The 25912-nt window shown below is 37.2% G+C and carries 25 protein-coding genes; 18 read left to right on the top strand and 7 right to left on the bottom strand.

Annotation, left to right across the window (positions count from 1 at the left end; genetic code table 11):
- Position 1: 1 nt before the first annotated feature.
- From FB6_RS01485 to FB6_RS01450, 8 genes are all read left to right on the top strand, one after another.
- Positions 2-853 (top strand): glycosyltransferase family 2 protein, encoded by an 852-nt coding sequence (locus FB6_RS01485; RefSeq protein WP_174558305.1) that lies wholly within the window; start codon positions 2-4, stop codon positions 851-853.
- Positions 854-859: 6 nt separating this feature from the next.
- Positions 860-2572 (top strand): ABC transporter ATP-binding protein, encoded by a 1713-nt coding sequence (locus FB6_RS01480; RefSeq protein ID WP_174558304.1) that lies wholly within the window; start codon positions 860-862, stop codon positions 2570-2572.
- Between the two features lie 17 nt (positions 2573-2589).
- Positions 2590-3474 carry a glycosyltransferase family 2 protein gene (locus FB6_RS01475; RefSeq protein WP_174558303.1) on the top strand — a complete coding sequence of 295 codons (885 nt, stop codon included), beginning with the start codon at positions 2590-2592 and terminating at the stop codon, positions 3472-3474.
- A gap of 377 nt (positions 3475-3851) precedes the next feature.
- Positions 3852-4046, top strand: a complete 195-nt coding sequence (locus tag FB6_RS01470; RefSeq protein ID WP_174558302.1) for a hypothetical protein — start codon at positions 3852-3854, stop codon at positions 4044-4046.
- A 281-nt stretch (positions 4047-4327) separates the two neighbouring features.
- On the top strand, positions 4328-5242 hold the full coding sequence (locus FB6_RS01465) for a glycosyltransferase (protein ID WP_174558301.1): 915 nt from the start codon (positions 4328-4330) through the stop codon (positions 5240-5242).
- A gap of 38 nt (positions 5243-5280) precedes the next feature.
- Positions 5281-6186: a glycosyltransferase gene (locus tag FB6_RS01460; RefSeq protein ID WP_174558300.1), complete on the top strand. Its 906-nt coding sequence runs from the start codon at positions 5281-5283 to the stop codon at positions 6184-6186.
- A gap of 3 nt (positions 6187-6189) precedes the next feature.
- Positions 6190-7284, top strand: a complete 1095-nt coding sequence (glf, locus tag FB6_RS01455; protein ID WP_174558299.1) for a UDP-galactopyranose mutase — start codon at positions 6190-6192, stop codon at positions 7282-7284.
- Positions 7285-7317: 33 nt separating this feature from the next.
- The gene (locus FB6_RS01450; protein ID WP_254592177.1) at positions 7318-8391 is read left to right on the top strand and encodes a glycosyltransferase; all 1074 of its coding nucleotides are present in this window, start codon (positions 7318-7320) and stop codon (positions 8389-8391) included.
- Here the strand turns inward: FB6_RS01450 and FB6_RS01445 are convergent.
- A complete protein-coding gene (locus FB6_RS01445) occupies positions 8374-9507 on the bottom strand; it encodes a glycosyltransferase family 4 protein (protein ID WP_174558297.1) in 1134 nt (377 codons plus the stop codon). The two genes, FB6_RS01450 and FB6_RS01445, sit on opposite strands and share 18 nt — an antisense overlap.
- A 136-nt stretch (positions 9508-9643) precedes the next feature.
- Here FB6_RS01445 and FB6_RS01440 point away from each other — a divergent pair, with 136 nt between their 5' ends.
- Complete coding sequence (locus FB6_RS01440; protein ID WP_174558296.1) at positions 9644-11278, top strand: PglL family O-oligosaccharyltransferase; 1635 nt, start codon at positions 9644-9646, stop codon at positions 11276-11278.
- A gap of 44 nt (positions 11279-11322) precedes the next feature.
- On the opposite strand, the gene bfr is transcribed toward FB6_RS01440, so the two are convergent.
- From bfr to gmk, 6 genes are all read right to left on the bottom strand, one after another.
- Complete coding sequence (bfr, locus tag FB6_RS01435; RefSeq protein ID WP_174558295.1) at positions 11323-11787, bottom strand: heteropolymeric bacterioferritin subunit Bfr; 465 nt, start codon at positions 11785-11787, stop codon at positions 11323-11325.
- 246 nt (positions 11788-12033) lie between these two features.
- The gene (locus tag FB6_RS01430) at positions 12034-12228 is read right to left on the bottom strand and encodes a bacterioferritin-associated ferredoxin (protein WP_131268380.1); all 195 of its coding nucleotides are present in this window, start codon (positions 12226-12228) and stop codon (positions 12034-12036) included.
- Between the two features lie 165 nt (positions 12229-12393).
- Positions 12394-12777 (bottom strand): RidA family protein, encoded by a 384-nt coding sequence (locus FB6_RS01425; RefSeq protein ID WP_174558294.1) that lies wholly within the window; start codon positions 12775-12777, stop codon positions 12394-12396.
- A 69-nt stretch (positions 12778-12846) separates the two neighbouring features.
- Complete coding sequence (locus FB6_RS01420; RefSeq protein WP_174558293.1) at positions 12847-14952, bottom strand: RelA/SpoT family protein; 2106 nt, start codon at positions 14950-14952, stop codon at positions 12847-12849.
- 217 nt (positions 14953-15169) lie between these two features.
- Positions 15170-15451: a DNA-directed RNA polymerase subunit omega gene (rpoZ, locus tag FB6_RS01415; RefSeq protein WP_004896248.1), complete on the bottom strand. Its 282-nt coding sequence runs from the start codon at positions 15449-15451 to the stop codon at positions 15170-15172.
- Positions 15452-15527: 76 nt separating this feature from the next.
- The gene (gmk, locus tag FB6_RS01410) at positions 15528-16151 is read right to left on the bottom strand and encodes a guanylate kinase (RefSeq protein WP_174558292.1); all 624 of its coding nucleotides are present in this window, start codon (positions 16149-16151) and stop codon (positions 15528-15530) included.
- Positions 16152-16285: 134 nt separating this feature from the next.
- Here gmk and ispH point away from each other — a divergent pair, with 134 nt between their 5' ends.
- From ispH to rpsP, 9 genes are all read left to right on the top strand, one after another.
- Positions 16286-17236, top strand: a complete 951-nt coding sequence (gene ispH, locus FB6_RS01405) for a 4-hydroxy-3-methylbut-2-enyl diphosphate reductase (RefSeq protein ID WP_174558291.1) — start codon at positions 16286-16288, stop codon at positions 17234-17236.
- A gap of 163 nt (positions 17237-17399) precedes the next feature.
- On the top strand, positions 17400-17927 hold the full coding sequence (locus FB6_RS01400; RefSeq protein ID WP_174558290.1) for a GspH/FimT family pseudopilin: 528 nt from the start codon (positions 17400-17402) through the stop codon (positions 17925-17927).
- Positions 17927-18463 carry a type IV pilus modification protein PilV gene (pilV, locus tag FB6_RS01395; RefSeq protein ID WP_174558289.1) on the top strand — a complete coding sequence of 179 codons (537 nt, stop codon included), beginning with the start codon at positions 17927-17929 and terminating at the stop codon, positions 18461-18463. Before FB6_RS01400 ends, pilV begins: the two co-directional genes overlap by 1 nt.
- A complete protein-coding gene (locus tag FB6_RS01390) occupies positions 18463-19470 on the top strand; it encodes a PilW family protein (RefSeq protein WP_174558288.1) in 1008 nt (335 codons plus the stop codon). The genes pilV and FB6_RS01390 overlap by 1 nt, the downstream gene beginning before the upstream one ends.
- Before the next feature lie 2 nt (positions 19471-19472).
- On the top strand, positions 19473-20306 hold the full coding sequence (locus tag FB6_RS01385) for a PilX N-terminal domain-containing pilus assembly protein (RefSeq protein ID WP_174558287.1): 834 nt from the start codon (positions 19473-19475) through the stop codon (positions 20304-20306).
- A gap of 17 nt (positions 20307-20323) precedes the next feature.
- Complete coding sequence (locus FB6_RS01380; protein WP_254592176.1) at positions 20324-24475, top strand: pilus assembly protein; 4152 nt, start codon at positions 20324-20326, stop codon at positions 24473-24475.
- Positions 24463-25065, top strand: a complete 603-nt coding sequence (locus FB6_RS01375) for a type IV pilin protein (protein WP_174558286.1) — start codon at positions 24463-24465, stop codon at positions 25063-25065. The genes FB6_RS01380 and FB6_RS01375 overlap by 13 nt, the downstream gene beginning before the upstream one ends.
- Positions 25059-25523, top strand: coding sequence for a type IV pilin protein (locus tag FB6_RS01370; RefSeq protein WP_174558285.1), 465 nt, complete (start codon positions 25059-25061; stop codon positions 25521-25523). Before FB6_RS01375 ends, FB6_RS01370 begins: the two co-directional genes overlap by 7 nt.
- 129 nt (positions 25524-25652) lie before the next feature.
- Positions 25653-25910: a 30S ribosomal protein S16 gene (rpsP, locus tag FB6_RS01365; RefSeq protein ID WP_068912833.1), complete on the top strand. Its 258-nt coding sequence runs from the start codon at positions 25653-25655 to the stop codon at positions 25908-25910.
- Positions 25911-25912 lie beyond the last annotated feature (2 nt).

Genomic DNA, 25912 nt, shown 5'->3' with positions numbered 1-25912 from the left:
AGTGAAATATAGTGTTGTTCTACCTGCGAAAAATGAAGCAGGTGCGATAGGGGAAACAATCAAAAAGATTCAACAATTAGATTTTGTTGATGAGATTCTTGTTGTTGATGATGGCTCAACTGATGAAACACCGCAAATCGCTAAACATGCTGGAGCTAAAGTCATCACTCATCCTTATTCGAAAGGTAATGGTGCAGCAATTAAAACTGGAGCACGCAATGCTGCAGGTGAGATTATTATTTTTATGGATGCAGATGGTCAGCATGATCCAGATAATATCCCTAAGTTGCTAGAGAAAATTGAACAAGGTTATGATTTAGTTGTAGGTGCAAGACAAAAAGGTTCACAAGCGAGTATTGGGCGTGGTATAGCAAATAAACTTTATAATAATTTAGCCTCATATATGTCAGAACATAAAGTTGAGGATTTGACATCAGGTTTTAGAGCAGTACGTGCTGATAAATTTAAAGAGTTTATTTACTTATTGCCTAACGGTTTTTCTTATCCAACAACGAGCACGATGGCATTTTTTAGAGCAGGTTATTCAGTTACCTATGTGCCAATTCATGCAGCAAAACGAATTGGCAAAAGTCATATTCATCCAATTAAAGATAGTGTGCGATTTTTTTTAATTATTTTTAAGATTGCGACTTTATATTCACCTTTAAAGATGTTTTTACCATTTTCTATTGTGCTGTTTATTCTAGCAACAGGTTGGTATGGTTACACACTTTATGAGTATAAGCGTTTTACCAATATGAGTGCATTGTTGTATACGGGAAGTATTATGATTTTTTTAATGGGATTGATTTCAGAGCAGATTACAGCATTGATGTATAAAGATAGTGAATAGAATTATATGTTCTATATTGTATCTCGGTTATGGAAAACTTTAACTCATTTAGAACAAAGAAAATTCATTATTGTTCTTGTTTTAACAATATTAATGGCTTTTTTAGAAACATTAGGTGTAATTTCGATTATGCCATTTTTAGCTGTTCTATCTAATCCGAGTATTGTAGATAATGATCCAAGAATTAATTATTTTTATCAAATTCTAAACTCATCTTCTTACACTAACTTTATAATTAAGTTGGGTGTATGTTCCATGGTTTTGATTGTTATATCTGCTATTTTTAAAGTTATACATTTTTATGGGACAAGTCGTTTTACTAGTTTGCAGCGACATTATTTATCTACACGGTTACTATCTATTTATTTAAAACAAGATTATGAGTTTTTTATTCAAAATAATAGCTCGGAATTAGCAAAAAATATTCTTTCTCAAATAGATCAGCTTGTTGATAATATTATTCAGCCTATAATGACCATAATATCGTATGGATTAGTTATTTTAGCTATGATTGTATTGATATTTATGCATAATCCATATATGGCAATTACTGCATTTATTTTGTTTTTAATGGTATATGTTTTAATTTATTTTGGGGTAAGGAAATTTCTAGGTAAAATTGGTCAGGAATTTTATTATGCGAATAGTGAGCGATATAAAGCCTGTAATGAGGTTTTAGGTGGTATCAAAGATGTCAAAATTAATCATGCAGATCAAGGATATTTAAAACATTTTCAAGAACAATCTCGAATTTTTGCAAGGCATATAGCAGCCAATCAAACTGTGGGGAATATTCCCTTATTGTTAGTTGAAGCCATTGGATATTGTTCAATTATAGGATTGGCAATTGGATTAGTTTTAAATAATCAAAATATTTCTACAATATTACCATCATTAGGGTTATTTGGCTTTGCTGCATACCGCATGCTGCCAGCAGCACAAAATATTTATCGCGCAATATCCAGTATGCGCTTTTCTTTAGAGTCGGCAGATAAAATATTGGATGATTTATATTTGCCAACACAGTTACAGCAAAAGCAGAAAGATAAAAAAATTACCTTTGAAAATCAAATTGAGTTGCGAAAAATATCTTATGCCTATCCTACAGATCCAGTAAAAAAAGTTTTAGATGAATTTAGTCTTATCATTCCTTTTAAGAGCAGTGTTGGAATTATTGGGAAAAGTGGTTCAGGTAAAAGTACATGCATGGATATACTTCTTGGACTTTTAGAGCCACAGCAGGGTGAATTATTGGTAGATGGTATTATTATTAATAAAACTAATGTGCATTTATGGCAAAATTTAGTGGGCTATATTCCTCAATTTATTTATTTGGCGGATGATACAGTTGCTCAAAATATTGCATTTGGTATTCCGAAAGATGATATCGATATTAATGCTGTAATGAGAGCAGCAAAAGCTGCGCAAATTCATGAATTTATAACTAATAATTTAAAAAATGGTTATGATACTTTCGTTGGGGATCGTGGAGTGATGCTTTCCGGTGGGCAGCGCCAACGTATTGGTATAGCGCGAGCTTTATATAAAGATCCACAGGTGTTGTTTATGGATGAAGCAACCAGTGCCTTGGATGTAGAAACTGAACAAGCGGTGAATGAGGCAATCCAAGGATTGAGTGGGGAAAAAACGATGGTGATTATTGCACATAGGCAAACAAGTATTAAATATTGTAATTTTATTATGGATATGAGTAATTAATAGGATGTTGAGTTATTATGATAAATAATTATAACGTTTGCTGTATAGTTGTATTATTTAATCCAAATATTATTGAACTTAAAAGAACTTCTAATAAATTAAAAAAGGAAAATGTATATACTATATATGTTGATAATAACTCTTCTAATAAAGAAGATTTTGTTAATCTAGGATTAAATATAATATTTTTAGAGAAAAACTTTGGGATTGCTACAGCTCATAATTATGGTTTAAAGCAGGCTATTAGTGAGAATTTTGATTTTGCAGTTTTGTTAGATCAAGATTCAGATATAAGTGAATATTTTTTTAAAAATATAATAGATAGCTTTCTTAGTATTGATAAAAACTTAGATAATAACATTGTTGCACTGGGTCCATTACATTTTGATTCTAATAGAGGGTGTTATTATGGTGTAAGATTACCTAATTTTTCTATTGTAAATCCGATGATTTTAAGTGAAAAAATTATAAAAGCACAATATGTTATTTCATCAGGTTCATTAATAAAATTAAAAAAATTATCTGAGATTGGTTTTATGAAGGATGAATATTTTATAGATTATGTTGATATAGAGTGGGGTTTTAGGGTATATGAAAAAGGTTTTTCTATATATATTGATAAGAATTTATCTATAAATCATAATATAGGTGAAGAATGTATAATTAATGGTAAAGTGAAAAGAATACATTCTTCTGTAAGGAGGTATTATATGGTTAGAAATAGTATATATTTATTAAAAGAGAGACATATACCATATAGGTATTCATTTAAACAAATATATTTGCAATTAGTACATAGTGTTTATTTGTTTATTTTTATGAAGAGTTTTAGATTTAAATATTTAATTCAAACTTTGAAAGGGTTGAAAGATGGGGTAAGAATGCTTTTTAAAAAAACTTAATTTTTTAGGTGATGAGTATTTATTTTATCTTTAAAAAATTATATAAAGTTGCATGCAGAAGGTTGCTAAGGGTTATTATAGGTTTTATTTAGATAATATCATTGTTATTTTTCATGTAGGCTTTGATATTTTTCAAAGTATAGAGGTTTTTTTTTGAGAATGGAGTCGGTTTGGAAATTGGAGGGCCTATTAGTATATTTAAAATGAAAGGTAGAGTTGAATCTGGTTATCAGTATGTTGGTGAAGCAAGTAATTTGGAATTTGTACAAGATTTATCTTATGATTTTCTTCTATCATCTTATTGTATTGAGCATTTAGCCAAGCCTATACAAAGCTTATTGGGGTAGGGGCGTGTATTAAAGCAAGATGGAATTTTAGTGTTAGTTGTTCCACATAAAGATGGCACTTTCGATCATTTCCGTTCTGTAACCACATTGGAGTATTTAATCAATGATTTTAATAATGAAGATATAGATGAGAGAGATTTAACCCATTTGGATGAAATTTTAAAATTACATGATTTGTCAAGAGATCTTGATGCAGGTGATATAGAAGCTTTTGAAAAAATCTAGGAAAAATAAAGAGAATTGTGGTTTACACTATCATGTATTTGACACACAATTTACTGGTTAGAGGATTACATGAATCTAAAAATATTATCTGTTGAGCTATTTTCACCATTCAATATTGTTGTAATTGAAAAAAATAGGGGCAGACCAAGTAGTGCATAATTATAAGTATTCGAAGATGAAAGAAATTAAAAAATAATTTTATTAGCTTACTATGAATTCAATTATCAGAATTGTATTAAGTAAAGCGTATAATTAAAGTTATACGAATTTAGGAGATTATAATGAGTGAACCACTCATTTCCATAGCATTGGCTACTTACAATGGAGAAAAGTTTATTGCACAACAAATGGACTCTTTATTGCTTCAAGATTACCCCAATTTAGAGATAGTTATTTCTGATGATTGTTCTCAGGATGGGACTTGGGAAATATTACAAAAATATGCTCAAAAAGACAGTCGCATCAGATTATTACCACGTGATACAAATATAGGATATGTAAAAAATTTTATCCGTGTATTTAGAGCTTGTAAGGGAGAACTAATATCACCATGTGATCAAGATGATATTTGGTATCCTGAAAAAACTCGCCGTCTCGCTGATATAATGGGGGATGCTGCTCTTGTTTATTGTGATAGTAGATTTGTTGATCAACAGAGCCAACCATTAGGAATTAAACTTTCTGATACGGTTCATATGATTACTGGAAGAGATTCGAGGCAAGTTGTGTTTTGTACATCTATATGTGGTCATGCTATGTTATTTCGAAAACAATTACTTGATCTCACAGATAAATTAGATGCAGCACCTTATATAGATTGGATTATTGCTTATCTTGCAGCGGAATATGGCCATATTTCATATTTAGATGAGGTTTTGGTAGATTGGCGTCAGCATAGGGATTCAACAACATTTCATGTTAGGGGAAATATAACAGGCGCAAAAGAAAAAATATTAGCAACTGATAGGCAAATACTAGAAGTCTTTTCATCTATTCCAAGCAAGCATCAAGACTTTGTCATTATGGCCAAACAAGCATGGGATCTGTGGTTTACTAGTTATTTCAGCTTTTCTATGTTTATTTTTGTACTTCGCTATGGAAAAATTACCCATCGTTCTCATCCTGCAAAATTTCCCTCATTAAAATACGTATTTGGTTATAAATTAAAAAAACTATTACGTTCCAATTATTATTAGATATAGCGATAATACCAAATTTTTTGAGTAAAATATTAATGGAAATTACAGCTCTTATTGTAACCTTTAATCGTAAAGAATTACTATTGCAATGCTTGCAAGCATTATTATCACAAACACAACAATCATCAAAAATCTTGATTATTGATAATGCTTCTACTGACGGAACAATTGAGATCTTACAAGAAAAGGGGTGGCTAGCAAATGCAAATATTCAGCTCATTGCATTGAAAGAAAATACAGGTGGTGCAGGTGGTTTTTCTGCTGGTATGAAATATGCTTTTGATGGTGGTGCAGATTATGTATGGATGATGGATGATGATGCGATTCCTCATCAAACAGCACTAGAAGAACTAATGAAATTTGCAACACCAAATCATATTTATGGATCACTTGCTGTTAATGGTGAATATACGGCATGGAATACGACTTTATTAAAAGAAAATAAAAAAGTAAATTTTAAATGTGAGATTCCCAAATTAGCAGAAGTTCAATCTTTACCTTTTTTAGGCTTCTTAACGAGTAAAGAAATTTATCAAGATATTGGTTTACCAGATTCAAAATATTTTATTTCTGCAGATGATACAGAATATTGTATACGTGCTCAAAAATCAGGATATAAAATTTTTATATGTGGGCAAAGCGTTATTGATCATCCTAAAGCAGAATATCAAGAATATAGATTTCTAGGAAAAAAAATAAATTATGTGTCTTTACCATCATGGAAAAGATATTACGATACACGCAATCGTATTTTTATCGCTAAGAAATATTTCGGTTTTAGACTTTATTCTCAGACTCTACCAAGTTTAATATTCAGATTTTTCATTTCATTACTAAATGAAAAAAATAAATGCCAACAAATGAAAGCATATTTTTGGGGTTTATATGATGGTGTATTTTTAAATGGTGGAAAACTCCATGAAAAAAGGGAACTTATATAAATAATGAATTTTTTAATCGTTGGAGCGGGGTTTGCTGGTTCAGTATGTGCTCGTGAACTCGCAGAAGCAGGACATCAAATTCTTATTGTAGATCGTAGAGATCATATTGCTGGGAATGCCTTTGATGTAGAAGATGAACATGGCATTTTAATCCATCAGTACGGACCGCATATTTTCCATACAAATAGCGAACGGATTTTTAACTATCTTTCAAAATATACAGAATGGTATCAATATGAACATCGAGTGCGTGGCATAGTCGATGGTAAAGAATATCCATTTCCAATTAATAGGGATACACTCAATCAACTATATGATCTGGATTTAAATGAAGATCAAGCAGCTGAATATTTTGAAAAAGTACGTGAGCCTAGAGAATCTGTAAAAACAAGTGAGGATGTGGTTTTAAATTCGGTTGGACGTGATTTATACGAAAAATTCTTTTTAAACTACACCAAAAAACAATGGGGATTAGATCCATCTCAATTAAAAGCGGGAGTTGCAGCACGAATTCCTACGCGTACCAATACTGATGATCGATATTTTACTGATGCATTTCAGGCTATGCCATTGCATGGTTATACTGTAATGTTTAAAAACTTATTAAATCATCCAAATATCACAATACAATTATCTACTGAATTTAAAGATGTATTAAGTGAAGATCAAAGCTTCGATCATATTGTATATACAGGCCCAATTGATGCATTTTATGATTTTAAATTTGGGCAACTACCATATCGCTCCTTAAGATTTGAGCATGAGCATTTAGAAAATCAAGAAAGCTTTCAATCTGTTGGTACAGTAAATTATCCCAATGATTATGATTTTACCCGTATTACGGAGTTTAAGCATTTAACAGGACAGACGCATACATCTACTTCAATTGTTCGGGAGTACCCTACCTCTGAGGGAGACCCGTACTACCCAATTCCTCGGGATGAAAATGAAACCCTATTTAAAAGGTATCGCGCCTTAGCAGATTCTGAAGAAAATGTAACTTTTGTTGGACGTCTAGCTGAATATCGTTACTACAATATGGATCAGGTTGTAGGGGCTGCTTTAAACGCTGTAGATAAAATTTTAGAGAGAAAATAATTGAAAATAGCATTCTTATGCAAACGTAAATATATGTCGAAAGATGTGATTTTGGATAAATATGCTCGTTTGTATGAGATCCCCAATCAACTTTCTAGAATTGGACATGATGTAGATTGTTATTGTTTAAGCTACCAGTCTCATGCAAATGGAGTCTGGAGTGAGTGTGATGAAGTCAAAAAATTAAAATGGCACTCAAAATCTTATATCGGATTAAGTAAAGCATTTATACTTTCATACCCATTCTATTTATTAGAATTACTATCCAAGAATAAGCCAGACATTATTATAGCTGCATCCGATATTCCTCATATTATTATGGGTGAATGGCTTGCCAAAAAACTGGAGATACCTTTTGTTGCAGACCTTTATGATAATTTTGAAGCTTATGGACAAGCTAAGATACCCTTTATGAAATTTTTATTTCATCGGGCGTTATCATCTGCAAAATTGGTTTCTACAACAAGTTATAGTTTGGCTGAAAAAATTAGAAAACAATATCCGGATGTTTTAAATGTTTATCCAATGCCAAGTGTTATTGATAAAAAAATATTTAAAAGTGGTGATAAAACTTTAGCTCGAAAAAAATTGAGTTTACCTCTAAATCAACCTTTGATTGGAACTGCAGGAGGCCTAACAAAAATGAAAGGTATAGCAGATTTGTTTGGAGCTTGGGAGATTTTAAAAAAGAAAAATGATCAAGCCTGTTTAATTTTAGCTGGACCTACTGAAGATAGTACAAAATTGCCAGATGATGATCGGGTGATTTACCTAGGGTTGTTGCCTCATCATGATGTTGTTACGTTATTTCAGGCGCTGGATGTGGGGGTATTATGTATTCCAGATGATGAGTTTGGTCAATACTGTTTTCCGCAAAAAGCATATGAAATGTTGGCATGTAAATTAAAAATTGTTTCATCTGCTATTGGTGACATGAAGTTTCTTCTGGATCAAAAGCCTAAGCAATTATATTGTACGGGTGATGCCCAAGATTTGGCTGATAAGATCATTTTTCAACTAGAAAGTACTCAGCAGCAAGATCTGCCGATACTTGACTGGCAGGATACATTAATGGGCTTTGATGGATATTTAAAGCAACTGATTTAACTTGTCTTTAATATTGATCCAGCCAAATTGCTGAGCAAACTTTTCACAATTGGATGATGATGTCGTCAAATCTAGATTGAGTACTTTTGATATTGTGGTACTCAACTCTGAATAATTTTCAGCTTCAATCAAATACCCGCTTTGATTATTTTTTACAGCATCAATCACACCGCCAGTGGCAAATGCAACGGTGGGTGTTCCGTGGGCTGCGGCTTCAATCGCGACCATACCAAAACCTTCTGGGTCATTTGGGATATGTTTGACTGGAAATACATGAATATCAGCTAAATAATACCAACAAGACAATACTTCATCATTAGAAATATTTCCTACAAAAATAATTTTATCGTCAATACCATGTTTTTTTGCCGTGCTGAGAATAAGTTCCTTACTTTGCAGGTTTTTATTTAGTGAGTTTTGTGGGGTGTCACCAATAATCACTAATTTGGTATTAGGTGCTTCTTTAACAATATGTGGTAAGCATAAATCCACAAATTCATTCATACCTTTACGTTGTGTGAGTCGGCCAACAGATATTAAAATTTTATGATTGTATAAATGATATTGGTTTTTTATTTGATAAATTGAAGCTTGTTTTTTAGATTTAGGCGGATAATCTACCCCTGGATGAATGATATTTAATTTTGAAGATTCGATGCCTTTGTTAATACAAATATTGTAAGTAGGTGAACTGTTGGCAACAACGTTATCTGCATGGCGAATAAAAGGAATCCAAATTAAATTATAAACAGGCTGGTTTGTTGCAATATCTAGTCCATGGATATAAATGATGCTTTTTTTTCTAAAAACCTTTGCCCAAAATACAGTGATGGGTGCAGTTAATCCACTACCTGCAAATAGCACGTCAGGTTTGTGTCTAAGACAAATTAAAAAAGTTTTGAAAAAAGCCAATATTAAAAATAATGCTAGTGGATTAAGTGAGACTCCATAAAAATCACAGTCTTTAGGGGCTGATTGTTTGGCTTCTGTATGACTAAGCAGTATTACATCGTTATCTTGACTGAGTTCATCTGCAATATGCCAATTCAGGCGCTCCATACCTCCAATAAGTGGTGGCAGGTTGCGAGTGACAATCAGAATTTTTTTCTTATTCATATGGATATGAAAAATAAAATTATTTTTTAATTATATTGAATCCAACAGAATAATTCTATTTGAATAATCTACATCTTATTTTTTTTTAGGATTATTTTTCTTTATCATATAAGCAGTCTCTTTTGTGCATGTTGTCATGAAATTCCTTTTACTTCTCTTAGCCTGTGTGTTTATCTCGCTGGCCTGGCTGCTTCCTGTCCATTACAGGCCTTGGGTCACCTACACCGGTGAACTGTTTGCCTTTTTATCATTATTTGCCTTGGCTGCCATTTATTTAAAAGACAAAATTAAATTACCTGTCATCAGTTTACCCTTATTGCTGTTGGCCATTATTCCATTGATTCAATACTTAGCTGGCGAGCTATTTTTCTTTGATAAAGCTTTCACCAGCACGCTCTTTGTGTTCGGATTTTGGCTGAGTATAGTGATTGGCTATAACTTGTCTGTAGAAAAAGCAGATCGTGAAGAGATTTTTACCGGGCTCAGCTATGTTTTTCTCATGGCTGGAACAGCGACGGGTGTTATTGCTATTTGCCAATGGCTCACGCTGGATGCATATATCCCAGGTATGGTAGATATGCAACGCGCTGTACGTCCCTATGCCAATTTTGCCCAGCCCAATAATATGGCTACTTTTTTGCTCATGTCTATGTTGGCATGTTTATATCTATATGAAACCAAAAAAGTTCAAACCAAGTGGTTGGTAGCTGCTGCATCCATGATGTTGATTAGTGTGGCCTTAAGCCAATCTCGAACCTCATGGGTCGCATGTGTATTTATTCTGGTTTATCTCGCCTATCAACAATTTAAAGGCTATATCCAGATCAAATGGCATTACCTAGCGGCATGGTTGGCCGTATTTATAGGCTTAGTCTTCATATTACCGATCATTGGAAGCTATTTAACCCAATTATTGGACACGCAGATCAAGTCTGTAGATATCGCAAGACGTGCCACAGGGGATATGTCTCGTCTCGCAATCTGGAATCAGATGCTGCATGGCATTATTGATCGTCCATGGCTGGGCTATGGATGGAATCAAACCAGTGTTGCCTATGCATTGGTGAGTGATCATGTACAGGGGCCAGTGTGGGTTCGTAGCGCCCATAATTTTATTCTGGATTTTATCCTTTGGAATGGTTTGATTATCGGTCTTCCTTTGCTGGCTTACTTTAGCTATTGGGGATATCAGCTGAATAAGCATGTCAATTCAGTTGAATCTGTAATTGGCATATTGATGATAGGTGCCGTGCTGGTGCATGCCATGCTGGAATTTCCTCAATATTATGCTTATTTCCTGTTACCAGTCGGCTTTATTTTAGGGCTGGTGCAGTCTCAACAAAGCAAAATCAAAACGATAGAGCTTTCACCTAATTATATGCGTGTGACCTTTGCAATCGCCTTGGTTTTGCTGATGTTGATTGTGCGAGATTATTCGGTGATGGTTCCTAAATTGAATCAAACCATGCGCTATGAAAAAACACCGGAAAAAATCACCAATCAGGATCGGATTTATCTGCTGGAAGAGTTTAACCGCCGAATTGAGTGGATTCGGATGGATCCTTATACCAAGGTGAATGCAGCGCAACTCGCAGAGATTCGGGAAATGGTGCTGAACTATCCGACAAAATATGATCTGCTGAAATATGCCAAAGTTCTTGCTTTTAATGGTTATGAACAGGAAGCTAAACATCAGCTTTGGTTGCTGAAAACATTAGGTAAAATGAATGTGAAATATGCTTCATTGGCACAGCCCGCTTCTGAAAAATAGCCTCTATAATAAAAAAGCCAGTCAATTGACTGGCTTTTTTAGGATCAGATTTGGCTTTGAATGTAATTTTCTATACCAACTTTTTCAACCAGATCAAGCTGTGTTGTGGTCCAGTCCAAATACTCTTCTTCTTTTTCCAGAATTTCCTGAACCAGGTCACGGGTCACATAATCCATTTCCTGTTCAGCCAAAGTGACAGCTTTTTGTATCACTTCAATATTTTCTTTCACTTTACGAACGTCACAATTCAATACTTCAACAGTATGTTGGCCAATATATAACTTGCCTAAATGCTGCAGATTGGGCAAGCCTTCTAAAAATAAAATCCGTTCAATGATTTTATCGGCATGTTTCATTTGGCGAATGGATTCTTTGTATTCTGCCGAACCCAGTTGCTCAATACCCCAATCATTAAACATGCGCGAATGCAGGAAATATTGATTAATGGCGGTTAAATGATGATAAAGCACCTGATTTAACTGATTAATTACATCACGATTGCCTTTCATTGTAAGTACTCCATAAACAATTTCTGCCTTAACGCGTTGTTAGGCAATCCAAAAAGTCATTTAATTATCTTAAACAACAAGCTGGTTAATGGCGAGTAATTTATTGAACAGCAAATGAAAATCGCAATCAAGAAGGATTCAGTTCTTGTCGATAGGTGGAGCAAGAAAAAACCCGCTTAGAGTCATAAGCGGGGGAGGAGAATGATCTTTCGATCATTAAAAACTTTTATCGTTATGGTTATGGGTTTAAGCGGCAATTGAGATACGTGCTGCAATTTCAGAAAGTTCTTCACTAATGATGGCACGCGCTTCAGGAGCACAACGACCACAGCAGGTTCCTAAATCGAGTAAATCTCGAATTTCACGATAGCTTTCAGCGCCATTGGCAACGGCATCTTTAATATCTTGATCTGTAATACCGCGACATAAGCAAACGTACATTTGAACTCGCCACTAGAAGAGTGAAATGGGATAAGTGATATTATTGATAATTATTATCGTTTGTCAATGAAATTCATTTGAAATATCATTTATTGTCATTGAGTTTTTGAATAAAAAAATACCACCTGATCGGTGGTATTTTAATCAAATATTCAACTATATGATTTATTTATTAATAATTACCACACCATCCATTTCCACTAAAGCACCTTTAGGTAGGCTGGCGACGCCCAATGCTGCACGTGCAGGATAAGGCTGTGCAAAGTATTCGCCCATAATCTGGTTGACCAGCTGGAAATGCGAAAGATCGGTCAGGAAAATATTCAATTTGGCAATATCGGCCAATGCGCCGCCTGCTGCTTCACAAACGGCTTTTAAATTATCAAATACACGGCGAATTTGTGCCTCAATACCGTCAACCAATTCCATACTGTAAGGATCTAAGCCAATTTGACCTGAAAGGTACAGGGTGTTTCCAACTAAAATCGCTTGAGAATATGTACCAATAGCTGCAGGTGCATTTTCAGTATGAATGACTTGGCGGGACATCGATTTCTCCTTGTATTATCTGTTTGCATCATAGCGCACATTATTCAAAAAAAGTGACTTTTGTTTGAACTAACTGGCTTTTGATGTTTCAGCAATATTGATAGATTGGGCTAGACGTGCAATGCGTGGAAAACCAAAGTGCATGCGTAAGTCACGAATAATCTGCGCAATCTGCTTGCGGTTATGCACCACAATATTGACGTAGGTTTTGCCTTCATGATTATGCACCATTTCCACCCCGGTTTTTTCCTTACGGCATTGATAAATCAGATCGGAAATCTGTTCATCACTCATTTCCATATCAATGCTTAAATAGGCGGTAAAACTGATGTCATTGACATCTTCAGATGTCCAATGCAGCGGCATAATATTTTCTGGGTGTAAATGCTGTTCATGCAACAGATTGTGACAGCGTGCACGATGCACAATTAAGCCACGACGCGAAAGATGCCCCTGAATTGGATCTCCAAGTACCGGATTACAACAATGGGCATATTTGACATCTACACCTTCAGTGCCTTGAATCAGACGGGTAGAGGATTGCGTATCCAGGCTTTGTCCTTGTGCAAACAGGTGATTGGCGACCAGTTGTGGCAACAGGTCACCTACAGCAATTTGTTCAAACAGCTGTTCTTTAGATTCGATGTGTCGCCATTGCAGGATATCCATCCAGTCTGCATCGGTTAAGTCTTTGATGGAGCGGTTAAATAGTTTCAAGGCGCGATTGAGTGCCTGTTGACCGACCAGTTGCTGTTCTTCAATATCTTGATCACGCAAAATGTTTTGTATCGCGCGCCGTGCTTTTTGGGTATTAATGAAGCTAAGCCAGTCAGGATTTGGGGTGGCTAATACATCGGTAATAATTTCAACCACTTGTCCACTAAGTAGAGGCGTGGAAAGTGGTTTGGTTTCACCATTCACTTTTGCGCCTACAGCATGATTACCTAAGAACAGGCTGGCGGAATAGGCAAAATCAACTGCAGTGGCACCTTGAGGTAATTCATGTAAATGACCATGCGGGGTATACACCCAGATTTTTTCCTGATGTAAATAATCCAGCAGATCACTAAATGTGGTTTTGGCGCAAGCACCATCAATCAGTACGTTCAGGTTTTGCATAGACGCTTGGATGGCTGAACGGCAGGCTTGCGGGGCATTTTCACCCAAAACTACACCAAAGCGGGCGGCCTTACGCATCAGCTCAGTCTGAATAGTTAGTGATAGCGTGGTTTTCTCACCTTTTAGTCGCATCATTAATGACTGGTTGCCACCCGGTAAAGGACGACGAATATGATCTTCATAATGCAGAATCTGGAAGTTTTCACGCAGGATTTCAGCCAGACGGTCACAGTCAGCAATACTTTGCAGGATAATTTCGAAAGCATGGCTATGAGTGAGTTCTTGTAGATCAATGTCATTTTTTACAAAGTGACGCAGTAATTCAATATTGTTATTTTTCTTTTTAATTCGACCACTAATCTGGTGTTGCTGCAGCAACTGGGTTAGGTTTCTTTCCCAGATGCTCTGGTATTCACAACGTTTTGGTTTGGTTTGTAATAATGCGTCTTGTACATTATTAAACATATCCAGATCAAGATTTTGATAACAGAGATGTTCCAGGTTGTCGGCCATTTCATTCATACCGACAATACGTGCCATAGGCACAAAAATATCAAAGGTTTCCTGGGCGATACGCTGACGTTTATCTGGGCGTAATGAACCTAGTGTGGTCATATTGTGATAGCGATCCGCCAGTTTAATAATAATGACACGCGGGTCTTGTAGGGTGGCTTGCAGAATTTTACGGAAGGAGGCGGCTTTATTGTATTCTTTATCACTGGAATGGCTGAGCTTGGTGACTCCATCGACCAGTTCGGCAACTGTGCGGCCAAATTTTTCAGTAATGTCATCCTTGTCGAATTCCGTATCTTCAATCACGTCATGCAACAGGGCGGCCATCAGGGTTTCGGCATCCAGACGCATATGAGACAGAATACTACTGACGGCAATCGGGTGCAGGATATAAGGTTCACCACTTTTGCGTGTTACCCCGTCATGGGCAATATCGGCATAATCACAGGCCATAAGTACACGCTCGACATCGCTTTCACTTAGGTAAGCGTCGATAATGATTTTGAGCTGTTGTTTGGCTTGGCTGACCTGTGGGCCTGGCATATAACACCTACTACTTCAGTTTCTACAATTTAAATCGCTACAGCTTTAATGAAAAACATATTGCATGACTTGTCAATTTTTTCATTTAAAAAAAGCAAAAAAGATACATCTTAAAAAACGTACCTTTAATCTTATGTTATAACGGTTATTCGCCAAATATAAAAGTTGTGCAATAAAAAAAGCCTAGTCAAAACTAGGCTTTTTTGTAGATTTTTTCTTATTGAAAAGAAAAACCATCTAAATTCAAATTATTTGCAGAAAGTGCAAGGTCAAGGCTAGACGTTTGATAGTCTTGATCACGCTGTTTCAAAATATCTTTAGAGACATGACCTACTGCAATTTCACGTAAAGCGACTACAGTCGGTTTGTCGTTATCCCACTCTACAGTTGGTTCGATACCTTGACGTGCCAATTGACGCGCGCGTTTGCTTGCCACTAGTACAAGCTCAAAGCGGTTGTCTACATGGTCTAAACAATCTTCAACGGTTACGCGTGCCATAAGAATTCTCGTTTGAATATTAAATTTGAACAGACTGGGCAGTATAAAATGCTTTGCCTGCAGACTCAAGTTTTAATCACGGTTCAATCGGAGTAATTAATTTTTGAATCAGTTCCTGATGGCGTGTAGCTTGCTGTGCTAATTCCAGCCGGTTGGCAATAATGACACATTCCAGATCATGTAGCGCCTTGTTGAAATCATCATTAATAATGATGTAATCAAAGTTGCTGTATTGCTGCATGTCTTCAACTGCACAGCTTAGGCGGCGTTCAATCACTTCGACTGAATCGGTGCCACGATTAGACAATCTTTGACGTAAATCAAACTGGCTAGGAGGAAGAATAAAGATTTGACGTGATTCAGGAAAAAGTTTGCGAACCTGTGCTGCACCTTGCCAATCAATTTCAAGTAAAACATCATGACCTTTAGCCAGCTGCTGTTTTACTGTGGCTTGAGCAGTCCCGTAATAATTGCCAAACACTTCTGCATATTCAATAAAACCATCTTGCTTAACTAGAGCAAGAAAATCTTCTTTTTTTGAAAAGTGATAATGCACACCATCGAGTTCACCTGGGCGTTGACCACGCGTGGTGTGTGAGACAGAAACATGCAAATTGGTTACACGGTCAAGAAGGGCTTTAACGAGGGATGTTTTGCCTGTTCCTGATGCAGCAGAAACGACAAACAAGAGACCCGACATGATATTTTTCCTGATATGATAAAATATCTTCTCTATTTTAGAGTAGACCTGCGTCAAACTAAATAGCTGATCGTAGTTTGTTTGCATTTATTTCAAATTATTCCACTCAACTTCGGGTGAACATTGAGGATCTTATGGAAATTGTATTGGCCAATCCACGTGGTTTTTGTGCAGGTGTCGACCGAGCAATTGCGATCGTTAATCGTGCACTAGAATGTTTTAACCCACCTATTTATGTGCGCCATGAAGTGGTACATAACAAATTTGTGGTGGATGATTTACGTCAGCGTGGTGCAATTTTTGTCGATGAACTGGATGAAGTGCCAGATGATAATATTGTGATTTTTAGTGCGCACGGTGTTTCCAAGGCTGTGCAAATTGAAGCAGAGCGTCGTGGATTGAAAGTCTTTGATGCGACTTGCCCATTGGTCACCAAGGTGCATATTGAAGTGACTAAATATGCACGTGAAGGAACAGAAGCAATTTTAATCGGTCATGAAGGGCACCCGGAAGTTGAAGGAACCATGGGGCAATATGACTCTAAAAATGGTGGCTCAATATATTTGGTCGAAGATGAAGAAGATGTTGCTGCTTTAAAAATTCGTCATCCTGAAAAAGTAGCCTTTGTGACCCAAACGACTTTATCTATTGATGATACAGCAAAAGTAATTGATGCTTTACGTGAAAAATTTCCACAAATTCAAGGGCCACGTAAAGATGATATTTGTTATGCCACCCAAAACCGTCAAGATGCAGTCCGCGATCTGGCCATGCAATGCGATGTGGTTTTAGTTGTTGGTTCACCAAATTCATCCAATTCAAACCGTTTGCGCGAGCTAGCAGAACGGATGGGTAAACATGCTTATTTGGTTGATAATGCCGAACAGCTGGATCATGCCTGGTTTAATGAGGATACTAAAATAGGGGTGACGGCTGGAGCTTCTGCACCCGAGATTTTAATTAAGCAGGTGATTCAGCGTTTACAGGACTGGGGTGCAAAAGTTCCCCAAGAACTGGCGGGGCGTGAAGAAAATATTACTTTCAGCTTGCCAAAAGAGTTACGTATTCCTGTAACTCAAGCCTAAAGCGTGAATGATTTAACATTCTGAAAATTTTAAAAAATTGACAGATAATTGCGTTTTGGTAATTATCTGTTTTTTTATGCCTTTTATCTCTTTGCGTGTTTAATTTGTAAATGAGTTAGGTATTATTTTTAATAGGGTAAAGTTTTGTTGCCTTGGGGGGAGTATGCAAAGAAAAGAACAAGGATTCACGTTAATTGAGCTGATGGTCACGATAGCAGTATTGGGGATTATTGCAACTTGGGCAATTCCCTCTTTTGGTAATTTAGTTGCTAAACAAAAAATAAATTCAGCAACCAGAGAATTGATTGTGGGTGTTAATCAAGCAAAATCACAGGCTGCAATAATGAAAACGTCAGTGGCAGTCTGTTTAAATAAAACAAATTCTGATCCTGATTTTGATAGAAATAAATGTGCGTCAGCAGCTATTCCTGAATACACGACGACAACAGGTACTCCTCCAGTAGCGGTATTAACAGATGATCAAAAAAAAGAGGTGAGAAATACCCGTGTTATTTCTGTGCCTGTTGATAAGCAGATAACAGTTTCATCTACAAGTGCTGCTTCAATCTTGTTTAATGAGGTTGGGATGGCATCAAGTGCAGCAACATTCAGTATTTGTAAGTCTCCGTTTTTGGCAACGGTCACAGTATCCAAATTGGGCAATGTTAGTCAGACTTCAGGGACGTGTTAATGAATAAATCTCAAAAAGGTGTAGGGTTAATTGAAGTACTGGTTGCACTTCTCTTGTTAGCAATTGGTGTACTTGGATATAGCATATTACAACTACGCGCTTTAGATGCTTCAGGTGAAGCTTTAAATCGTTCTCAGGGCATGTTGATCTTGAGAGGTCTGGCTGAAAACATGCGGGCTAATCCATTAGCTCAAAATAATTATCCAGCTGCTGTTAGAAGTTATACCAATATTACTACTACCCCAACTGTACCAACTACGGTGTGCTTTAATCCAACTACGGCTTGTACCCCTGCACAGATGGCGACATATGATGCTTATATGGCGGCCCGGTCTGCATTTGAAATTGGAATGACAATTACTATGGATAATTGTCCTGGAGTTGGTTCAGCACCACGACAACGGCAATGTTTATTTATTGCCTGGGGAAATACTTCATTAAGTTCAACGACTAGTGCAGCGAATGTAAGTAGCTGTATGGGAACGACAGGCGTTTATGTGAATGGTTCTCGCTGTTTAATGATGGAGGTGTATTAATGAAAGCTCTATCTACTTCAGGAATTAAAATACAAAAAGGTTTTACGCTGGTTGAATTAATGGTGGCATTAATTCTGGGGCTCTTAATTAGTGCAGCCGCGGTTCAACTTTTTTTAGGTGGACTGCTTGGTTCACGTATGCAAGATGCAAATGCAGAATTACAAAATAGTGGTGTCTTTGGTCTGGACTATGTGGCTCGAGACATTCGTCTGGCAAATTATATTAATACCGCTAACCCAAGTTTAAATGAACAGACACCCTGGGGTGGAGTGGTACTAACTGCAAGAGACGCCACTACTGCTAATGCCAACATTCCTATACCTGCTGCTGCACCTTTTATTTCCAAAGGTTTGCTGAGTCATAGTGTTGGCACTGATGATGCAATCAGTTCGGTTGCGAATGAATGGCAAGGTTTATCCAATGTGGATAAATCTAGTGATCAACTAACCATTCAGTTTGTTGCGCCTAATGAAATGTTTAATTGTGAAGGTGACAGGGTTTTTGCAGGTGATTATGTCATTCAGCGTTATTTTCTAAGACGTGATCCTGCTACAGCAACAACAGGTACAAATTATGGTTTGGCTTGTGATGCCAATACACCTGCTAGCACTGCCGCGAGTGTCAATCCTCAACCTGCATCAATCAGTGGTTTTGGTGGAGCTGGCGAGTTGATTATGCCACGTGTAGATCATTTTACCGTTCAGCTAGGCACTCGAAATGCGACAGGAAACATGGCCTATTACACGATTAATCAATATCGGGTGTTAGCAAAAAATGCGAGAGCCGCAGCTACTCCAGCAGTTCCACCACGAATTGTTTCTGTGAAGCTGGCAGTGTTAGTGCGTTCTATGGATAACACGCGTAACGAATCTATAGACTTGACTAAAAAATTTAATATTTTAAATCAAAGTGAAAGTAACAGCGTAAGTGTCAATGATCAAACTACCAAGTTCGCGCGTCGAGTTTATAGCACCGTTGTAACGTTCAGAAATGGTTTAGGAGAATAATAATGAGAAAAAACCAACTCCAACACCATGAACGCGGCGCAACCTTAGTGGTTGTTTTAATCATGTTACTTGTGATTACTATAGTCGGTGTTCTTGCTATTCGTACCGCAATGACATCCTTGAATGTTGCAACAAATAGTCAAATTGGGCAATTACTGCTACAAACCAGCGATGCACCAACCAACTTTTTTCTGAATCAGACCAGTTATAAAAATATAACTTCCATTATGGGAGTGGTGGGTAAAGCAGTAAATGATCAGACGGATCCTTTAAGGCAAGGCAGGGAATATGTCTTTTGCTATCGCCCTACATCAGCATTACAAACAGGAAGTATTTTGGATGTAACGGTTTTAATTCCGCCATTGGCAACGGCTGGAAATGACACAAAGGCAACTGTGGATACAACTGAAACTAATAGAAGTGGTTTCTGCGATTTAGAAAAAGACTTTGGTAGTTCCCGTGAAGCCGTTGTGACACAGGTAGCAGTAAAATATATTGCCGAGTCCAATGCAGATGCAACACCGGGTTCAGATTTAGATCGTGGTACAGATGCCAGTAAAGATTCCAACGTGCAGCAAGGTAAAGTTGAAGGACGCATTCGAATCACATCGACAGCAATCTTGCCAAATTATTCTCGTGAGAATTTATCAACTGTACAGGCAGACTGTATTGGGAATGCAAGTGTAGCTGGTTATATCAATGACAATACAGAGGCAGGGTTACGGACGAAAAGAACAGTGGCTCAATGTTTGACTGATTATGGTATTCCTGTGAATACGCAAATTCAGGAAATTGACCTGAAAACACGTTATGTTCAGGTGAATGCACCAATATAATTGGGGAGATAATTAAGATGAAAAATCAAAGACAGCAGTCAGGTCTCAAAAAATATACTCACCATTTTAAATATGGTGTTTCATTTATTTGGGCATTTTCAGGAACGATGTTAATTGCATCATCTGTCGTGCAAGCAAGTGATATGCAAATCTATGCAGTGCCGACAGCAGGAAAAAAAACTATTGTCATGATGCTGGATACTTCGGGTTCAATGGGGGTAAATAGTAGCAGTAACTCTATTTATGCGGATTATGAGGTGTGTTCTGATCGTTCAACTGTGCAAACAGAAACAGGTGGAAGTAGCCCTTATACTTATACCAGAACTTATTGTTCTGTAACCCACTCTACCTTAAGTTCTTCAAATTATCAAAGACTTAAAGACCTTTGTTATAATCCGAATAAAAATGCTGATGGAAGTTACAGTACACGGACGGGAGCATTAAAATGTTATGACCGTATTTCGCGTTTAAAGGACGGCATGTTTGCTTTTTTGGATAGTTCTAGCCCAACATTAACCAGTGTACGGGTGGGGTTGGGGCATTATTCAGTTGGTGGTTCAGGTAACGCTGGGAAAATTTTAGTTCCTGCTGGTGTATTAGGGACTGTTAATTCAACTCAGCGAAATGCAATTAAAACTGCTGTTAAAGATTTAACCGCTAGTGGGGGAACGCCTACTGCAGCTGCTTATGCAGAAGCAGCTGCGTATTTAATGGGAACTTCAACGGTTGCATCTGTACAAATTGCTGTGGACGTTTATAAACAGGTATCAACAAGGTCAATTGTAGATTATTCGTGCCCTAATCCTGATTATACCTATAAGCGAACTGATACAACTCCCCAACGTTGTTATGAAAACTATAATAGTAAAAAAAATCCACCTTATCGCGGGGATTATATCAATGCATCTCCAGTTTATGGTGCTGCTACATCTTCGACTTATTATAAGTGTAATAGTCTTAGTTCTACCGATTTTAATGCTGAAGTTCAAAAATGTAATTCTTCAGGGTGGGTCTCTTTAGGAACTACAGTTCCGGCTGATTTGGCCCAAGAAGGCAATTATGATAGTGGTAGTGACATTATCTATTATAAAAATGAGATGCAAACTGGTACTAATGCTTATAGTGGGTTTAGTAATTCAGTTGCGAGTTCTAAAAAAACAGATTTACTCAGTTATGCTTCTCCATTACCGGTAGCGGAAGATCGGGTGAGTTGTGATGGACAAGGTGTTTATATCCTTTCAGATGGTCAACCCACAGATAAAACTGATGCTACCCTTAACTCTATCATGAACGCGAGTTTAAATAGTACAACATTTGATTGTTCTGCAGCAGGTGCATTAAGTGGTACTCGAGATTGGCATTGTATGAGTAACTACGCCAAAAAATTATTTAATGGTGGAGTTATTCAAACTGTTGCAGCTAATGCAACCAATCCTGTGAATGTGCCTATCCAAACAGCTTTTGTTGGGTTTGGTAGTGATTTCTCTGACTTAGGTTCAACTGATGTAGTCAATGCTTGCAAATTGACATCTAGAACGCAAAGCGATCGTACAGGAGATGATGCTTGTTCTCCTAACCAAGCGACAAATGCTGTGGCTGCTCCAGGGTATGGTAATGGTGGATTTTTTACTGCTCAAACAGCTCAAGGTGTGACAGATAGTGTTATTGCCTTTATTAATAATATAGGTAAGGTGCCTTTAGCACCTTTAACTACAGGTGCGATATCTGTACCTGCTGATGCTTTAAGCCCATCGGGATTACAGCCTTATGGGTATTTGCGTGCATTGGAGCCTGATCCGCAAGGTAGTAAAATGTCTTGGGCGGGTAATCTGAAACGTTATAAAGTCTTGTTGACGGGTGCTAACGCAGGTGCTTTTGCAGCAGCTAATGGTACAACACTTGTCTATAACACAGATGGTTCATTCAAAAGCGGAACTAAAGACTTGTGGAACAGTAATAGTGTCTACAATACGAAAAGCTATAATGATGGCGGTATTATTGGTTTAGGTGGAGCATATTCACGTGTACCTATGCCTATTAGTGGCCAAACGGAAGACTTAACGACTAATCCGATTAAATATGCATATACTGCAAATCCAGATAATCTTCGTAAACTCTTTACTGATGTTGCTGCAACTGGTGGTACTACTCTAACGGGTGCCAGTAATGGTGCAAGTTTATTACGCATTCCTGAAGGACCTTTGCCAACAACAGGTACAGCTACATATGTGCTTGATAAATTTAATAATCAAACCACTTTAAAAGATATGCCTTTGTCAACTAGGCAAGCTTTATTGAATTATTTGGGTTATAGCGTACCTCTGGATTCGACTGCTACAGCATTGCCATCGGCTCTGACACTTTCAGCTACTCCATATCTAGCGATGGGAGGAAGTATTCATTCGTTCCCGGTTCAGATGACTTATTCGGGTACATTGGATGCTTCAGGTAATTTAACTTCTACACGAAGTCAATCTATCCTTTACGGAACTATGGAAGGTGGTTTACATATTGTCGACAGTAGTACAGGTGTAGAACAAATGGTATTTGTACCTGCCGAACTTCTTCGCAATAGCATTGCCATAAAAGCTTTGGTAAAGGGCCAAACTGACGATAATGCACCTGTCGCAGGTCTGGATGGAGCATGGGTTGCTGATTCATTATATGTGGCCCAAAAAGCAACGACTTCGACCGACACGAGTTCAGTTAAAGCAAGCCGAATGAATGTATACGGCGGTTTACGTATGGGTGGGGAAAGTTACTATGCTTTAAATGTACTCGATCCAACTGCACCTAAATTTTTGTTTAGAATAGGTAGCGATCAAACTGACTTTAGCCGTATGGGACAATCTTGGTCTAAACCAGTGCTTGCGAACATTCGTTATAACAATGCAATTCGTCGCGTCATGATTGTTGGTGGTGGATATGATACATGTTATGAAGATCCTACATTTAGCTTGGTTACTACCGGTGATAATTCATCATGTACAACAAAAACTATGGCTAAAGGTAATGCAGTTTATATTGTTGATGCTACAACTGGTGAGCGTTTGTGGTGGACGAGTAATACTGTAACAGGTATTGGTACAGCGAATACGGACATAAAGCACAGTATTGTGAGTCGTATTAGTGCAATTGACCGTAATGGTGATGGCTTGATTGATCATTTATATTTTGGTGATTTAGGTGGTCAAGTCTTCCGTGCAGATTTAAACAATACCTCAGGAACTACAACGGCCAATTTTGGTAAGCGAGTGGTGCGTTTAGCGAATTTAGCAACAGATTCATCTGGCACAGCTTTAACAGGAGGAAAAAATCCACGTTTCTATGAAGCACCAACAGTAACTATTCATGATCAAGGAGCATCAAGCTTTATTGTGGTCGGTATTGCAGCGGGTAACCGTAGTACACCATTAGATGTCTATCCTATCGTTGGTCGTGAGGGTATGTTACCAACAACGGCACTAAATGATCGTCTGGTTAATAACGTCTATGGTTTGATTGATCGTGATTTTATTAAGAAAAATTTATTTACTGAAGCAAATAATTCAGATGGGACAGCCTTCACTTTAACGACTCAAAATATTGATATCAGAACTTTGCAAAAAAATCCTCAGCTATTAAGTGGGAATATTCCAAATCTCTTTATTGGGACATCTGCAACTAAAAATGGTTGGTATCGTTCGCTTTCAAGTAACAGTCTAGGGATAGAACGTGCTGATAATAGTTTCCGTATCACGGGTGGATTGAAAGCATTTGAAGAACCGATTGCATTAACAGGCAATTTATTGGTACCAGTTTATGATCCTCAAGGTACTGGTATTGCCCCACAAAACCCTTGCTTGCCTCGTGTAGTGGGGGAAACAAACCGTCAACGTTATTGTTTGCCATACGGTGTTTGTCTGAAATCTGATGGTACAGTTAATACAAGTGAGGAGCAGGATACTGGTTTTAAAACCAAAAAGGTCAATTGTCCAGTGGGTGTAACCGAGTGTAATGACAATACTTTGGGCGCAGGTATTGTAGGTATTACCCCAGCACCGATCGAGGAAACTACAGATGGCTCATGTCCTAATTTTACAATCGCTGGTAATGAAAAAGGTACAGGATTGTGGAAATGCATTCCTACCATTAACCCAACCCGGTGGTATGAAAAATGGAAAAAATAATTAAAAAGAATCAAATTTTTCCTCGACCGGCTGACGTTGTCAGTCGGTTGGGGGCTTCTTCAAGGGGCTTTACTTTAATTGAATTAATTGTAGTTTTGGTGATTGTTGGGATATTTACTGCAATTGCTATTCCTGGCTATCTTGAGTATACCCGTAGATCAGACGCATCTATGGCACAACAGGAAATGCAAAAGATTGCAGAACAACTTGAACGACATAAATCGAAAAATTTTACTTACAGAGGTTTTAATCCTAATTTTTTATATGGTGAAAGTAGTGCGATGTCTTCAGTTACTTTACCCAGAGGAGCAACGGGTTCTCTTGTAAAATATACTATTACGATTCAAGATGGTGATGACCCAACTAAATTACTGACAGCTATGGGCTCAGGCACTCCACCAAGGCCTTCGGTAAAGGGGAGAAAGTGGGTCATGAAAGCGGAAACTAATGATACAAAAAATTATAATTTCTTGATGAGTAGCACGGGTGTGCGGTGTAAAAATAAAGCCAAAGAACTTCTTGAGTACAAAAATAGTGTTACAGATGAAGCAAATTGTGGTTCTGTAGCAACTGGAAGTGAGGGATGGTAAATAATATGTATAAACGAGGTTTTACACTGATAGAAATAATGATTGTTATTGTTATCATAGGTGTTTTAGCGGCTATGGCCTATCCATTTTATACCAATTATAAAGTTCGAACAGAGCGGGTGAATGCTCAATCAGAAATGATGCAAATAGCGCGTAATTTGGAAACTTATAAAATGGCAAATAATAATTATGCTGATAGAACGGCTATAAATGTTTATGGAGCTAATACAATACCGCAAACAAAAGCCCTTTATGATATTGAATTAACAGATGCAAGTGGAGTTGCTTTGACTGCAGCCACAGCTCAGGTAAGTACCTGGTTATTAATTGCAAAACCCAAATCGGGAACTGGTCAAGTCGGTAATGGATGGATATGTTTAAACGACCAAGGTCAAAAATTCTGGGCTAAGGGTGCTACTGCTTGTGTACTTTCAGCAAATTCGACTTGGAATGACTGATACAATCTAAATTCAAAATTGTGGATAAACACTTTTTGATCTTTCCCTTTAGGCGAATATATCGTAAAATATTCGCCTTTTTAGTTCATTCGAACTTAAAAAGCTTTTTTAACATGTGAGAGTATTAACATGGTCGTAATTCGTCTAGCACGCGGTGGTGCTAAAAAACGTCCGTTCTATCAAGTTATTGTAACTGATAGCCGCAATGCGCGTGACGGTCGTTTCATCGAACGTATTGGTTTCTTTAACCCTACAGCTCAAGGTAAAGCAGAAAAACTTCGTTTAGATGCTGATCGTTTTGCTCATTGGGTTGCTCAAGGCGCTCAACCGTCTGAACGTGTTGCTTCTTTAGCTGCTCAAGCTAAGAAAGCTGCAGCTGCTGCTTAATT

Source organism: Acinetobacter bouvetii, assembly GCF_902753875.1.
GTDB classification, from domain to species: domain Bacteria; phylum Pseudomonadota; class Gammaproteobacteria; order Pseudomonadales; family Moraxellaceae; genus Acinetobacter; species Acinetobacter bouvetii_A.
The sequence above is the reverse complement of the archived record's forward strand: the minus strand, read 5'-3'. Positions and strand labels throughout refer to the sequence as shown.

Coding starts and splice junctions, on each gene's coding strand:
- glf (WP_174558299.1), top strand. CDS start 6,190: ATGAATTTTTTAATCGTTGGAGCGGGGTTTGCTGGTTCAGTATGTGCT.
- FB6_RS01385 (WP_174558287.1), top strand. CDS start 19,473: ATGAGAAAAAACCAACTCCAACACCATGAACGCGGCGCAACCTTAGTG.
- FB6_RS01425 (WP_174558294.1), bottom strand. CDS start 12,777: ATGTCCCGCCAAGTCATTCATACTGAAAATGCACCTGCAGCTATTGGT.
- FB6_RS01430 (WP_131268380.1), bottom strand. CDS start 12,228: ATGTACGTTTGCTTATGTCGCGGTATTACAGATCAAGATATTAAAGAT.
- FB6_RS01370 (WP_174558285.1), top strand. CDS start 25,059: ATGGTAAATAATATGTATAAACGAGGTTTTACACTGATAGAAATAATG.
- gmk (WP_174558292.1), bottom strand. CDS start 16,151: ATGTCGGGTCTCTTGTTTGTCGTTTCTGCTGCATCAGGAACAGGCAAA.
- FB6_RS01480 (WP_174558304.1), top strand. CDS start 860: ATGTTCTATATTGTATCTCGGTTATGGAAAACTTTAACTCATTTAGAA.
- FB6_RS01375 (WP_174558286.1), top strand. CDS start 24,463: ATGGAAAAAATAATTAAAAAGAATCAAATTTTTCCTCGACCGGCTGAC.
- FB6_RS01400 (WP_174558290.1), top strand. CDS start 17,400: ATGCAAAGAAAAGAACAAGGATTCACGTTAATTGAGCTGATGGTCACG.
- bfr (WP_174558295.1), bottom strand. CDS start 11,787: ATGAAAGGCAATCGTGATGTAATTAATCAGTTAAATCAGGTGCTTTAT.
- FB6_RS01420 (WP_174558293.1), bottom strand. CDS start 14,952: ATGCCAGGCCCACAGGTCAGCCAAGCCAAACAACAGCTCAAAATCATT.
- FB6_RS01465 (WP_174558301.1), top strand. CDS start 4,328: ATGAGTGAACCACTCATTTCCATAGCATTGGCTACTTACAATGGAGAA.
- rpsP (WP_068912833.1), top strand. CDS start 25,653: ATGGTCGTAATTCGTCTAGCACGCGGTGGTGCTAAAAAACGTCCGTTC.
- FB6_RS01445 (WP_174558297.1), bottom strand. CDS start 9,507: ATGAATAAGAAAAAAATTCTGATTGTCACTCGCAACCTGCCACCACTT.
- FB6_RS01475 (WP_174558303.1), top strand. CDS start 2,590: ATGATAAATAATTATAACGTTTGCTGTATAGTTGTATTATTTAATCCA.
- FB6_RS01460 (WP_174558300.1), top strand. CDS start 5,281: ATGGAAATTACAGCTCTTATTGTAACCTTTAATCGTAAAGAATTACTA.
- ispH (WP_174558291.1), top strand. CDS start 16,286: ATGGAAATTGTATTGGCCAATCCACGTGGTTTTTGTGCAGGTGTCGAC.
- rpoZ (WP_004896248.1), bottom strand. CDS start 15,451: ATGGCACGCGTAACCGTTGAAGATTGTTTAGACCATGTAGACAACCGC.
- FB6_RS01450 (WP_254592177.1), top strand. CDS start 7,318: ATGTCGAAAGATGTGATTTTGGATAAATATGCTCGTTTGTATGAGATC.
- pilV (WP_174558289.1), top strand. CDS start 17,927: ATGAATAAATCTCAAAAAGGTGTAGGGTTAATTGAAGTACTGGTTGCA.
- FB6_RS01380 (WP_254592176.1), top strand. CDS start 20,324: ATGAAAAATCAAAGACAGCAGTCAGGTCTCAAAAAATATACTCACCAT.
- FB6_RS01440 (WP_174558296.1), top strand. CDS start 9,644: ATGAAATTCCTTTTACTTCTCTTAGCCTGTGTGTTTATCTCGCTGGCC.
- FB6_RS01390 (WP_174558288.1), top strand. CDS start 18,463: ATGAAAGCTCTATCTACTTCAGGAATTAAAATACAAAAAGGTTTTACG.